Origin of the sequence: Streptomyces sp. NPDC050674, assembly GCF_040654575.1 — a bacterium.
Classification (GTDB): domain Bacteria; phylum Actinomycetota; class Actinomycetes; order Streptomycetales; family Streptomycetaceae; genus Streptomyces.
In genome coordinates this window covers 65,063-77,302 of sequence record NZ_JBFAIG010000013.1, presented here as the reverse complement: position 1 = coordinate 77,302, position 12,240 = coordinate 65,063, and the positions used below count along the sequence as shown (strand labels likewise).

Here is a 12,240-nt window from a genome sequence, read left to right as displayed (position 1 = left end):
TTCAGCGGTCTTCCACGAGGCGTACGAAGTCGCGTTCGTTGCGCTCGGCGCGGCGGACGTACCAGCGGGCGAGCAGGACCAGGGGGGCGTAGAGGCCGAAGCCGAGGACGGCCCACTCCAGGCGGCGGGCGTCGGGCATCGCCGCGAACAGCAGCGGGAGCGGGCCGACCAGCAGGCCGAGGACGGCGAACACGGTGAGGGCGGCGCGCAGTTGGGTGCGCATCAGGGAGCGGACATAGGTGTGGCCGAGGGTGGTCTGCTCGTCGATCTCGGTGCGCGGACGGTAGTGGCCGGAGGCCTGGGGGTACCTCCCGCGCGAGCGGAGCCGAGTGTGGGGGACGGTGCGGCGGGGCGGGCCGGTGACGACGACGCGGCGTTCGGTGTGGTCCTGGGGCACCGTCAGGGCCTCCTCATGAGCAGGTCGCGCAGTTCGCGCGTGTGGCGCCGGCTGACCTGGAGTTCCTCGGAGCCGACGAGGACGCTGACGGTGCCCGCGTCGAGGCGGAGTTCGCCGATGTGGCGCAGGGCGACGAGGTGGCGGCGGTGGATGCGGACGAAGCCGCGGATGCGCCAGCGCTCCTCCAGGGTGGACAGCGGGATGCGCACCAGGTGGCTGCCCTTGTCGGTGTGCAGGCGGGCGTAGTCGCCCTGGGCCTCGACGTGGGTGATGTCGTCGACGGCGACGAAACGGGTCACGCCGCCGAGCTCGACGGGTATGTGGTCCGGGTCCGGTTCGTGCACGGGGATGCGCGGGGCGGCGCCGCGCAGTTCGGCGGCCCGGCGTACGGCCTCGGCCAGGCGCTCCTTGCGGACGGGCTTGAGGACGTAGTCGACGGCCTTGAGGTCGAAGGCCTGCACGGCGAAGTCCTCGTGGGCGGTGACGAACACGATGAGCGGCGGCCGGGCGAAGCCGGTGAGCAGCCGGGCGAGGTCGAGGCCGTCGAGGCCGGGCATCTGGATGTCGAGGAAGACGACGTCGATGGTCTCGGGCCCGTCCGGGCCGGACTCCAGGGCGCGGTTCATGCGGCGCAGCGCCTCGGTGGCGTCGCCGGCGCCCTCGGCGCTGGCGATGCGGGGGTCGGCGTGCAGGAGGTAGAGCAGCTCCTCCAGGGAGGGGCGTTCGTCGTCGACAGCCAGGGCGCGCAGCATGAACGTGGAGTGTAGGGGCGATCCCCGCCGTGCGGACACGTGGATACAGTGCCCGCATGAACAGCAGGTCGTCCACGCCGTCCGACGAACTCGACCGGAAGATCATCACCGCGCTGATGGCGAACGCGAGGACGTCGTTCGCGGAGATCGGCACGGCGATCGGGCTGTCGGCCACGGCGGTCAAGCGGCGGGTCGACCGGCTGCGTGAGACGGGTGTGATCACCGGGTTCTCCGCGACGGTGAAGCCGTCGGCGCTGGGCTGGCGCACGGAGGCCTATGTCGAGGTGTACTGCGAGGGCGCCGCCCCGCCGCGGCGGCTGGCTGAGGTCGTGCGCGACTACCCGGAGATCACCGCCGGGATGACGGTGACCGGTGGCGCGGACGCGCTGCTGCATGTGCGGGCCCGGGACGTGGAGCACTTCGAGGAGGTGCTGGAGCGGATCCGGCAGGAGCCGTTCATCCGGAAGACGATCAGCGTGATGGTGCTGTCGCATCTGCTTCCGGAGAGTCCGGAGGCCGGGGCGAGCCATCCGGCTCCCGAGGGCGCGCCGAGCGGCGCAGCACACGTGCGCTGAGCGGCCGCAAGACGCAGCGTTCCTGCGCGGACGCGCAATCTTTGTTCCTTGTCGGGCACCACCGTTAGTTCCTACCGTTGTGTCAACATCCCGTCACACACCGTGAGGAAGCGGAGGGACCCCTCTGTGCCCGACTCCCGTGTGCCGCGCCGGCGGCGCTACCTCGTCTGCGAACCCAGACACTTCGCCGTGCAGTACGCGATCAACCCGTGGATGCGTCCCGGCGAGCCCGTCGACGTGATCCGCGCCCTGGACCAGTGGCAGGCGCTGGTCGACGCCTACCGTGTCCACGGCCATACCGTGGACAGTGTGAAACCCGTTCCCGGTCTGCCCGACATGGTCTTCGCCGCGAACGCGGCGGTCGTCGTCGACGGCCGCGTCTTCGGCTCCCTCTTCCACGCGCCCGAGCGCCGTCCCGAGTCCGTGCCGTACGAGGCGTGGTTCAAGACGGAGGGCTACGAGGTGTACCACCCCGAGTCGGTGTGCGAGGGCGAGGGCGATCTCGTGCCGGCCGGGCGCTGGATCCTGGCCGGGACGGGCTTTCGTACGACCCGGGCGGCCCACAGCGAGGCGCAGGAGTACTTCGGGACGCCGGTGATCGGCCTGACGCTGGTGGATCCGTACTTCTACCACCTGGACACGGCGTTGTTCGTCCTCGACGACGAGCGCGACGGGAACATCGCCTACTACCCCGAGGCGTTCTCGCCGGGCAGCCGCGAGGTGCTGGCCCGGCTGTACCCGGACGCGGTGCTCGCCACCCGCGAGGACGCGATGGCGTTCGGGCTCAACTCCGTCTCCGACGGGCGTCATGTCTTCATCTCGCCGGGGGCGACGGGCCTGGCCGGGCAACTGGCCGGCCGGGGGTACGTCCCCGTCCCCGTCGACCTGTCCGAGTTCCACAAGGCCGGTGGCGGCATCAAGTGCTGCACCCAGGAGATCCGGGAGATCCGCTCATGACCGCACCCGTCCGCACCGACGACTCGCCAAGCGCCCGTGAGGGGCGGGAGAGCCGTGGCTCGCAGGAGCTGATCCGCGCGGAGGAGCCGGTCCTCGCGCACAACTACCACCCGCTGCCGGTGGTCGTGGCCCGGGCCGAGGGCACCTGGGTGGAGGACGTGGAGGGGCGGCGCTACCTCGACATGCTGGCCGGCTACTCGGCCCTCAACTTCGGCCACCGGCATCCCGCGCTGATCGAGGCGGCCCATCGTCAGCTGGACCGGCTGACCCTGACCTCGCGCGCGTTCCACAACGACCGGCTCGCCGGGTTCGCGGAGCGGCTGGCCGCGCTCACCGGCATGGACATGGTGCTGCCCATGAACACCGGCGCGGAGGCGGTGGAGAGCGGGGTGAAGGTGGCCCGCAAGTGGGCCTACGACGTCAAGGGCGTACCGGAGGGCCGGGCGACGATCGTGGTCGCGGCGGACAACTTCCACGGCCGTACGACGACGATCGTGAGTTTCTCCACGGACGAGACGGCACGGGCGGGCTTCGGGCCCTTCACCCCGGGATTCCGGGTGGTGCCCTACAACGACCTGGCCGCGCTGGAGGCGGCGGTCGACGAGACGACGGCGGCGGTGCTGATCGAGCCGATCCAGGGCGAGGCGGGGGTGATCATCCCCGACGACGGCTATCTGGCCGGTGTGCGGGAGCTGACCCGCCGCGAGGGCTGTCTGTTCATCGCCGACGAGATCCAGTCCGGGCTCGGCCGCACGGGCCGCACCCTGGCGGTGGAGCACGAGCCGGTGGTGCCGGACGTGCTGCTGCTGGGCAAGGCGCTGGGCGGGGGCATCGTGCCGGTGTCGGCGGTGGTCGGGCGGCGGGAGGTGCTCGGGGTGCTGCACCCCGGCGAGCACGGCTCCACGTTCGGCGGCAATCCGCTGGCGGCCGCGGTCGGCACGGCGGTGGTGGAGCTGCTGGAGACGGGCGAGTTCCAGCGTCGGGCGGCCGAGCTGGGCGTGATCCTGCGTGACGGTCTGACCGGCCTGGTCGGCAAGGGCGTCGTCGGCTTCCGCTCACGCGGCCTGTGGGCGGGCGTGGACGTCGACCCGGCGCTCGGCACGGGCCGTGAGATCAGCGAGCGGCTCATGCGGGAGGGCGTCCTGGCGAAGGACACCCACGGCTCGACGATCCGCCTGGCCCCGCCGCTGACCATCACGGGCGAAGAGCTGCGGGAGGCGCTCGCGGCGCTGGAGAAGGCGCTGGGGTAGGCACTCCGCCGGCCCACCGGGCTGGCGATCGGTGCCCCTCGGCACCCGGGCGGGTCCGGCCGGGCGGAACCGGCGCCGGCGACGCCGGTTCCGCGGCCGGGGCCGCGGGCGGAGTGCCGGTCGCCACCACGCGCGGCCCCGCCCGGGCCGCCTCCCGGCGCCGGAAGGGTGAAGATTGGGGCAAGAGGTGGTAGACCACTCTCAGCGACAGAGAGGTCGGCCGTGGGCGCAGACGAGGAGTACGGCGTTGCCCGGCAGCGGTTCGATGTGGCCGACGCGGCGCCCCTGTTGCTCGATCCACAGGGCGTGGTGACGGGCTGGACCAGCGCTGCCCGGCGGCTGCTGGCGTACCCGGCCGCCGAGGCGGTCGGCAGGAAGCTGGCCGACCTGCTGGCCGCCGAGGACGCGCAGAGGGTACCCGACCTGGTCGAGCGGTGCCGCAGGGACGGCGGCTGGACGGGGCTGCTGACGGCCCGCCGCAGGGACGGGCAGCCGGTGAGGGTCGCGGCCCGGATCGCCTCGGCCGAGGAGGCGCACGGCGGGTCGCGCTGGCTGATGCTGCTGTCGGAGCTGGCCGACGCGCCCGGCTGGGACATGAGCCGTACGGTCCTGGAACAGATGGCGGCGGCCGCCCCGGTCGGCATCGCGATCGTGGACACGGACCTGCGCTTCGTGTGGTCGAACGCCGCCCTGGAACAGTTCGGCGGCGGTCCGGCGGCGCGACGGCTCGGGCTGCGCTTCGCGGACGTCCAGCCGGGCATGGACGCCCAGGCGGTCGAGGCGCAGATGCGGCACGTGCTGGAGACCGGCGAACCGGTGGTCGGCTACGAGCACGTGGGCCATGTGCGCTCGGCCCCGCTGCGCGAGACGGCCCACATGCTGTCGTTCACCCGGCTGGAGGACGACCGGGGCCATCCGATCGGCGTGTACTACACGGTCGTGGACATGACCGAGCGGCACCGGGCGCGGCAGCGGCTGGCGCTGCTGGACCGGGCCGGTCAGAGCATCGGCCGCAGTCTGGACCTCACCCGCACGGCGCAGGAGCTGGCGGACGTGGTCGCGCCGGGCCTGGCCGATTTCGTCACGGTGGACCTGCTGGAGTCGGTGCTGCGGGGCGGCGAACCGGCTCCCGGGCCGCTGGAGGACTCCGAGGAGCCGGTGGAACTGCGCCGGGCCGGTTACCGGTCCGCGCAGGACGACCTGACGGAAGCCGTCATCGCGATCGGTGAGGCGGTCGCCTTCCGCCCCGGGACGCCCCCCTTCCGCTGTCTGGCCACCGGGCGGTCCTGGCGCCGGGAGCGGCTCGACCCGCTGACCCGGGACTGGACGACGGACACCCCGAGCGGCCGCCGGGCCACGTTCCGGGAGCTGGGCCTGCACAGCGTGATGGCCGTGCCGATCCGCTCGCGCGGCACCACGCTGGGCATCACGACCTTCTACCGCCGCGACGGCCGGGAGCCGTTCGACGAGGAGGACCTGCGGCTGGCCGAGGACGTCGTCGCCCGCGCGGCCGTCTGCGTGGACAACGCCCGCCGCTACACCCGGGAACGGGACGCCGCGCTCGTCCTCCAGCGCAGTCTGCTCCCCCACCGGCTGCCCGAGCAGGACGCCGTCGAGGTCGCCGCGTGCTACCGGCCGGCCGACGAGCTGACCGGCCTGGGCGGCGACTGGTACGACCTCATCCCGCTGTCCGGGGCGCGGGTCGCGCTGGTCGTGGGCGAGGTGCCCGGGCACGGCATCGACGCCGCGGCGGCCATGGGGCAGCTGCGGACGGCCGTACGGACGCTGGCGGCTCTGGATCTGCCGCCCGAGGAGGTGCTGGCGCATCTGGACGACCTCGTGGCGCGCTCGGCACGGGAGGAGGGCGCCGAGCCCGGCACCGTGGGGTCCGCGGGCACGCAGGGGGTGGGCTCCGGGTGCCTGTACGTCGTCTACGACCCGGTCGACGGTGGCTGTGCGATGGCCGCGGCGGGGCATCCCGCCCCGGCGGTGGTGCTGCCCGACCGTTCTGTCGTCTTCGTCGATCTGCCGCAGGGCCCGCCGCTCGGCGTGGGCGGCCCGCCCTTCGAGGCGGTCGAACTGACCCTGGCGGAGGGCAGCACGCTCGCGCTGCACACCGACGGACTGCTGGCCCGCGGCGAGACCTGGGCCGTCGACGCGAGCCGGGAGCGGCTGCGCCGGGTGCTGGAGCGGACTGGTCCGCTCGACTCCTACTGCCGGGCCGTGGTCGACGCGCTGGTCCCGGCCCGCCCGTACGACGACGTGGCCCTGCTGCTGGCCCGGACGAAACGTCTCGGCACCGAGCAGGTCGCGGCCTGGGACCTGCCCTCGGATCCGGTGGTGGTCGCCGACGCCCGGCGCACCGCCACCGCGCAGCTGGCGCACTGGGGCCTGGAGGAGCTCGCCTTCACCACGGAGCTGGTGGTGAGCGAGCTGGTCACCAACGCCATCCGGTACGCCACCGGGTCCATCCGGCTCCGGCTGATCCGGGAGCGCGCCCTGGTCTGCGAGGTCCTCGACGGCGGCGCCACCGCGCCCCACCTGCGCCATCCCCGTACGACGGACGAGGGCGGACGCGGGCTGCTGCTGGTCTCCCAGCTCACGCAGCGCTGGGGCACGCGGTTCGTCCCCGAGGGGAAGATCATCTGGGCCGAGCAGTCGCTGACCGACCTCTCGGAATGAGGCCGGTCGAGGTTCGCCCGTACCGTGCGAAACTGGTGTGATCCCGGCAGCGGTGAGGCGGCAGCCATGGCGGATTCGGCGATCGACTACAGGGCGGTCTTCCAGGCCCTGCCCGGCATGGTGGCCCTCCTGACACCCGAGCTGGTCTACGCCGACGTGAACGAGGAGTTCGTCCGCGTCTCGGGCCGCACGCGCGAGCAGCTGGTGGGCAAGTACCTCTTCGACGTCTTCCCGGACAACCCGCACGACCCGGCCGCCTCGGGCATGCGCAATCTGGAGGCCTCGCTGTACCGCGTCCTGGCCACCGGGGAGCGCGACACCATGGCCCTGCAACGCTACGACGTCGAGGACCCCGAGCGGCCTGGCGAATGGCACAAGCGCTACTGGAGCCCGGTGAACGCCCCGCTGCTCGGCCCGGACGGCAAGGTCGTGCTGGTCGTGCACCGCGTGGAGGAGGTCACGGAGCTGATCAGGGCCCGGGGCGGCTCCGAGGGGAACCGGGGCGGCCGGGCCCGGGTGCTGGAGGCGGAGCTGTACACCCGCGCCCGTGAGCTTCAGGAGCTCAACGAGCGGCTGCGCCAGGCGCACTCCCGGGAGCGGGAGGTGGCGCTGGCGTTGCAGGAGGCGATGCTGCCCGCGCCCCGGCAGGTCGGTCTCCACCGGGCCGCCGTGCGGTACCGGCCCGCCGTGGGCGCGCTCAACGTGTGCGGGGACTGGTACGACCTGGTCGATCTGGTGGGCGGTGACCGCATCGGCGTGTCGGTGGGCGACGTGGTCGGGCACGGGCTGGAGGCCGCCGGCGTGATGGGGCAGCTGCGCAGCGCGCTCAGCGCGGCCTCCCGGGTCGCCGCGGGCCCGGCCCAGGCGCTGGACGTGCTGGGGCGGTACGCCCACGTGATCGACGGGGCCGAGTCGGCGACCGCGGTGACGACCTTCATCGACTGCGACCGCCACGTCATCACCTACAGCAGCGCCGGCCATCTCCCGCCCGTGCTGGTGCACGCCGACGGCCGCACGGAGTTCCTCGACCAGGCCACGGACACACCGCTCGACGCCCGCCCGGACCCGATCCGCAGGCCCCAGGCCGCGACCACGTTCTCGCCCGGGGCCACGCTCGTGCTCTACACCGACGGCCTGATCGAACGGCGGCGCGAGGACATCGACACGGGTCTGGACCGGCTCGCCGCCGCCCTGCGCGACCATCGGGACCAGGACCCCGAGGATCTGGCCGACACGGTTCTGGCGCAGTTGCTGCCGCCCGGCGGCGCCACCGACGACACGGCGCTGATCATCGTGCGTCTGTGAATGCGGTGCCCGGCAGCGTGTGTCCGTGATCTACAGACGGGTCTTGCCGTGGTCGAGCAGCCGGACCCGGTCGACGTTCTGCCGGTCCTCGGTGTCCGTGCTGGGCTCGCCGGCGAACCACGCGTCCAGGATCTCCGTCAGCAGCGGCTCCGACGTCAGCCGCAGGCTGAGCGCGAGCACGTTGGCGTCGTTCCAGCGGCGCGCCCCGTCGGCCGTATAGGCGTCCGTGCACAGGGCGGCGCGCACGCCGGGCACCTTGTTCGCCGCGATCGAGGCGCCCGTGCCGGTCCAGCAGCACACCACCGCCTGGTCGGCCGTACCGTCGGCGACCTCGCGGGCCGCCGCCTCGGAGCACACCGCCCACTGCGGGTCGTCCCCCGGGCGCAGTGCGCCGTGCGGGCGCACCTCGTGCCCCCGCTCGCGCAGGGCGGCCACGAGGGACCGGGCCACGGGTTCGTCCATGTCCGAGGAAACAGAGATCCGCATGTCCGGCAGATTACTCGCCCCCGCGGCACCCGCCACCGGCCCACGACCGCCGCCGGCCGTCAAGGACCACCGGCCCGCCACGCACCCTCACCATCGCGCCGGACCACCCGTTCGGCCTGGCGGTCACCCGGGCGGCGCAGCACACTGGTCCCGCGGTTCTCCCCGGCCGCATGAGCACCATCGGACACCCACCGCCTGACTGACCATCAGTCAATTGGCGGAGGAACTGTGCGGTCCGCCCGCACGAGGTGCCCGGTGCCCGCCCCTGCACCTACACTGGCACCCCACGACATGCCGGTTGACCTGCTGGAACGCGGCGGTTGAGTACACCGCGAGAGTCGAGGAGCGCCCGCTTTGTTCTACTACCTGCTGAAATACGTCCTGCTGGGTCCGCTGCTGCGACTGGTCTTCCGGCCCCGAATAGAAGGCCTGGAGCACGTTCCCGCGGAGGGCGCCGCCATCATCGCCGGCAACCACCTGTCGTTCTCGGACCACTTCCTGATGCCGGCGATCCTCAAGCGGCGCATCACCTTCCTCGCGAAGGCCGAGTACTTCACCGGCCCGGACCTCAAGGGCCGCCTGACCGCCTTCTTCTTCCGCAGCGCGGGCCAGATCCCGGTCGACCGCTCCGGCAAGGACGCGGGACAGGCCGCGATCCGCGAGGGCCTCGGCGTGCTGAGCAAGGACGAGCTGCTCGGCATCTACCCCGAGGGCACCCGCTCCCACGACGGCCGCCTCTACAAGGGCAAGGTCGGGGTCGCGGTGATGGCCCTGAAGGCCGGCGTCCCGGTGATCCCCTGCGCGATGATCGGCACCTTCGAGGCGCAGCCCCCCGGCAAGGTCATCCCGAACCTCCACCCCGTCGTGATCCGCTTCGGCGAGCCCCTCGACTTCTCCCGCTACGAGGGCATGGAGAACGAGAAGGCGATCCTGCGCGCCATCACCGACGAGATCATGTACGCGATCCTCTCCCTGTCCGAGCAGGAGTACGTCGACCGCTACGCGGCCGTGGTGAAGGCCGAGGAAGCCGCCACCAAGGAGCGCAAGTTCCGGCGGATGCCGCTCGGTTGAGCTCTGCTGTCGGCAGAGGCCCGTTCCCCCCGCGCTCCGGGCGATCTACGGTCGCGGCATGAGACGAGCTGTGGTGATCGGGGCGGGCGGGCAGATCGGGAAGCCCGCGGTGGAGGCCCTGGCCAGGGACGGCTGGGAGGTGACGGCCCTCTCGCGCGGCGGCGGCCGGCACCCGGACTGGCCCGGTGAGGTGCGCACGCGGCGGCTGGACCGCGAGGACGACGCGGCGCTGGGCGCGCTGATCGGCGACGGCTGCGACCTCGTGGTCGACCTCGTCGCCTACGGGGCCCGCCACGCGCGGCAGTTGACCGGCCTGGCCGACCGGATCGGCTCGGCCGTGGTGGTGTCGAGCGTGTCGGTGTACGAGGACGGCCAAGGCCGCGGCTTCGACACCATGGCCGCTCCGGACGGTCTGCCGCGCTACCCCGTGCCGATCCGGGAGGACCAGGCCACCGTCCCGCCCGGAGAGGCCACGTACAGCACGCGCAAGGCGGCCCTGGAACACGAACTCCTGGCGGCGGGCGACCGGTTGCCGACCACCGTGCTGCGTCCCGGGGCGATCCACGGACCGGGCAGCCCACTCCCCCGGGAGCTGTACTTCGTCAAGCGGAACCTCGACGGCCGGCGCAGGCGGGTGCTCGCCTTCCGGGGCGAGAGCGTCTTCCACGCCTCGGCCGCGCGCAACATCGCCGAACTCGTCCGACTGGCGGCGGCACGGCCGGGCTCCCGGGTGCTCAACGCCTGCGATCCGCTGCCACCGACCGTGTCGGAGATCGGCTCCGCCGTGGACGCGGTCATGGGGGTGGAGACGGAGACCGTCCTGCTGGACGGGCCGGCGCATGGGTCCGTGGGCAGCTCCCCCTGGTCGGTGGAACTGCCGCTGGTGTGCGACATGTCCGCCGCTGAGCGGGAGCTCGGGTACCGGCCGGTGGTGTCCTGTCCACAAGCCCTCCCGGAGACGGTCGAATGGCTCGTGCGCCGGCTGTCCGAGGAGGACTGGCGGGAGGCGTTCCCCACCCTCGCCCGCGCCTACCCGGACCTCTTCGACTACGCGGCGGAGGACGCCTGGTTCGGGGCCCGGCCGGCATGAGGAAGGGGCGGCCGGTGTCCCGGCCGCCCCTCACCGCCGTACGGACGACGGTTACGGCTTCGGCGTGGCGTGCGGCGCGCAGGTTACGTCGGCGCCGTCCAGCTTGCCGGTGAGCAGGTAGCTGTCGACCCGGGGGTTGATGCACGGGTTGACCAGGCCGGTGACTCCGTGGGAGCCCGCGTCCTTCTCCGTGATCAGACGGGAGCCCTTGAACCGCTTGTGCAGCTCCACGGCGCCCTCGTACGGGGTGGCGGCGTCCCGCTCGGACTGGACGATGAGCACGCCGGGCAGGCCCTTGCCGGTCTTGACGTTCACCGGCGTCTGCTGCTTGGCCGGCCAGGTGGCGCACGGCAGGTTCATCCAGGCGTTGGCCCAGGTCATGAACGGGTGGTCCTTGTGGAGCCGCGTGTTGTCGCGGTCCCACCGCTGCCAGCTGGTGGGCCACTTGGCGTCGGCGCACTCCACGGCCGTGTAGACGGCGTTGCCGTTCTCGGAGGACGCGTTGCCGGCCGTGTCGGACAGGTCCGGGGCGGCGGCGTCGACGAGCGCCTGGGTGTCCCCGGCGACGTACTTGCCGAAGACCGAGGCGGTCGGCGCCCAGGCGGAGTCGTAGTACGGGGCGCTCTGGAAGAAGGAGATCAGCTCGGCCGGGCCGACGACCCCGCCGATCGGGTTCTTCTTCGCGGTGGCGCGCAGCTTCAGCCACTGCTCCTGGACCTCGGCGCGGGTGTCACCGAGGTGGTAGGTCGCGTCGTTCTTCGCGACCCAGTCCTGCCAGTCCTTCCAGCGGCCCTCGAACGCGACGTCCTGGTCCAGGTTGGCCTGGTACCAGACCTTCTCGCGGGACGGGTTGACGACGCTGTCGACGACCATCCGGCGCACGTGGCCCGGGAAGAGGGTGCCGTAGACGGCGCCCAGGTAGGTGCCGTAGGAGACGCCGAGGAAGTTGAGCTTCTTCTCGCCGAGGGCGGCGCGGATGACGTCGAGGTCGCGCGCGGTGTTCGGCGTGGTCATGTGCGGCAGCATCCAGCCGCTGCGCTCCTGGCAGCCTTCGGCGTACTCGCGGGCCAGCTTGCGCTGGGCGCGCTTGTCGGCCTCGGAGTCGGGCACCGGGTCGGCCTTGGGCGCCTTGACGAACTCCTGCGGGTCGACACAGGAGATGGGCGTGGACCTGCCGACACCGCGCGGGTCGAAGCCCACGAAGTCATAGGCCTTGGCCGCGTTGGCCCAGACGGGGTTCTTGTTGGTGACCCGGGTCGGGAAGCGCAGTCCGGAGCCTCCGGGGCCGCCGGGGTTGTACAGGAGCGCGCCCTGCCGCTCGGCCTTGGTGCCGGTGTTGCCGATGCGGTCGACGGCGAGCTTGATCTGCTTGCCGTGGGGCTTGGCGTAGTCGAGCGGCACGGTGACGTACCCGCACTGGATCGGCTTGGCCAGGTTCCAGTCGGCGGGGCAGTCCTGCCAGTCGATGCCGGTCTTCGCGGCCCGGGCGGCGGCGATCGCGGTGCCGCGGGCCTCCCGGTCCTGTCCGTGGCCGCCGCCCGCGCTCGCGCTCGCGGTGGGCGCCACGACGGCGCCGGCCATCAGCGTGGCCGTGACGAGCGCGCCGGCCGAACCGAGCACCGTCACCCGGCTCTTCGGTATCGAACCCCTCAAGGGGGACCTCCCCGTACCTCGT

Annotated in this window: 11 protein-coding genes; 7 read left to right on the top strand and 4 right to left on the bottom strand. The window is 72.7% G+C overall.

Annotated elements, in window-relative coordinates; genetic code table 11:
• Position 1 precedes the first annotated feature (1 nt).
• Positions 2-397: a hypothetical protein gene (locus AB0I06_RS22085; protein WP_363120533.1), complete on the bottom strand. Its 396-nt coding sequence runs from the start codon at positions 395-397 to the stop codon at positions 2-4.
• A gap of 2 nt (positions 398-399) precedes the next feature.
• Entirely contained in the window at positions 400-1,149 is a 750-nt protein-coding gene (locus tag AB0I06_RS22080; protein ID WP_363120532.1) for a LytTR family DNA-binding domain-containing protein, read from the bottom strand.
• A 56-nt stretch (positions 1,150-1,205) separates the two neighbouring features.
• On the opposite strand from AB0I06_RS22080, the gene AB0I06_RS22075 reads away from it, so the two are divergent.
• The 5 genes from AB0I06_RS22075 (at position 1,206) to AB0I06_RS22055 (ending at position 7,918) form a co-directional block, all read left to right on the top strand.
• On the top strand, positions 1,206-1,724 hold the full coding sequence (locus AB0I06_RS22075; protein WP_363120531.1) for an Lrp/AsnC family transcriptional regulator: 519 nt from the start codon (positions 1,206-1,208) through the stop codon (positions 1,722-1,724).
• A gap of 126 nt (positions 1,725-1,850) precedes the next feature.
• Entirely contained in the window at positions 1,851-2,681 is an 831-nt protein-coding gene (gene ddaH, locus AB0I06_RS22070; protein WP_363120530.1) for a dimethylargininase, read from the top strand.
• The gene (gene rocD / locus AB0I06_RS22065; protein ID WP_363120529.1) at positions 2,678-3,931 is read left to right on the top strand and encodes an ornithine--oxo-acid transaminase; all 1,254 of its coding nucleotides are present in this window, start codon (positions 2,678-2,680) and stop codon (positions 3,929-3,931) included. The genes ddaH and rocD overlap by 4 nt, the downstream gene beginning before the upstream one ends.
• Positions 3,932-4,153: 222 nt before the next feature.
• Positions 4,154-6,613 carry a SpoIIE family protein phosphatase gene (locus AB0I06_RS22060; protein WP_363120528.1) on the top strand — a complete coding sequence of 820 codons (2,460 nt, stop codon included), beginning with the start codon at positions 4,154-4,156 and terminating at the stop codon, positions 6,611-6,613.
• Positions 6,614-6,679: 66 nt separating this feature from the next.
• Complete coding sequence (locus AB0I06_RS22055; RefSeq protein ID WP_363120527.1) at positions 6,680-7,918, top strand: SpoIIE family protein phosphatase; 1,239 nt, start codon at positions 6,680-6,682, stop codon at positions 7,916-7,918.
• 30 nt (positions 7,919-7,948) lie between these two features.
• Here AB0I06_RS22055 and AB0I06_RS22050 read toward each other — a convergent pair whose 3' ends face one another.
• Positions 7,949-8,404, bottom strand: a complete 456-nt coding sequence (locus AB0I06_RS22050) for an RpiB/LacA/LacB family sugar-phosphate isomerase (protein ID WP_363120526.1) — start codon at positions 8,402-8,404, stop codon at positions 7,949-7,951.
• A gap of 354 nt (positions 8,405-8,758) precedes the next feature.
• On the opposite strand from AB0I06_RS22050, the gene AB0I06_RS22045 reads away from it, so the two are divergent.
• Positions 8,759-9,475, top strand: a complete 717-nt coding sequence (locus tag AB0I06_RS22045; RefSeq protein ID WP_363120525.1) for a lysophospholipid acyltransferase family protein — start codon at positions 8,759-8,761, stop codon at positions 9,473-9,475.
• Between the two features lie 58 nt (positions 9,476-9,533).
• Positions 9,534-10,565 carry an NAD(P)-dependent oxidoreductase gene (locus AB0I06_RS22040; RefSeq protein WP_363120524.1) on the top strand — a complete coding sequence of 344 codons (1,032 nt, stop codon included), beginning with the start codon at positions 9,534-9,536 and terminating at the stop codon, positions 10,563-10,565.
• Positions 10,566-10,616: 51 nt separating this feature from the next.
• Here the strand turns inward: AB0I06_RS22040 and AB0I06_RS22035 are convergent, their stop codons facing one another.
• The gene (locus AB0I06_RS22035) at positions 10,617-12,218 is read right to left on the bottom strand and encodes an alpha/beta hydrolase (RefSeq protein ID WP_363120523.1); all 1,602 of its coding nucleotides are present in this window, start codon (positions 12,216-12,218) and stop codon (positions 10,617-10,619) included.
• Between the last annotated feature and the right edge of the window lie 22 nt (positions 12,219-12,240).

Coding starts and splice junctions, on each gene's coding strand:
- AB0I06_RS22080 (WP_363120532.1), bottom strand. CDS start 1,149: ATGCTGCGCGCCCTGGCTGTCGACGACGAACGCCCCTCCCTGGAGGAG.
- AB0I06_RS22075 (WP_363120531.1), top strand. CDS start 1,206: ATGAACAGCAGGTCGTCCACGCCGTCCGACGAACTCGACCGGAAGATC.
- rocD (WP_363120529.1), top strand. CDS start 2,678: ATGACCGCACCCGTCCGCACCGACGACTCGCCAAGCGCCCGTGAGGGG.
- AB0I06_RS22055 (WP_363120527.1), top strand. CDS start 6,680: ATGGCGGATTCGGCGATCGACTACAGGGCGGTCTTCCAGGCCCTGCCC.
- AB0I06_RS22050 (WP_363120526.1), bottom strand. CDS start 8,404: ATGCGGATCTCTGTTTCCTCGGACATGGACGAACCCGTGGCCCGGTCC.
- AB0I06_RS22040 (WP_363120524.1), top strand. CDS start 9,534: ATGAGACGAGCTGTGGTGATCGGGGCGGGCGGGCAGATCGGGAAGCCC.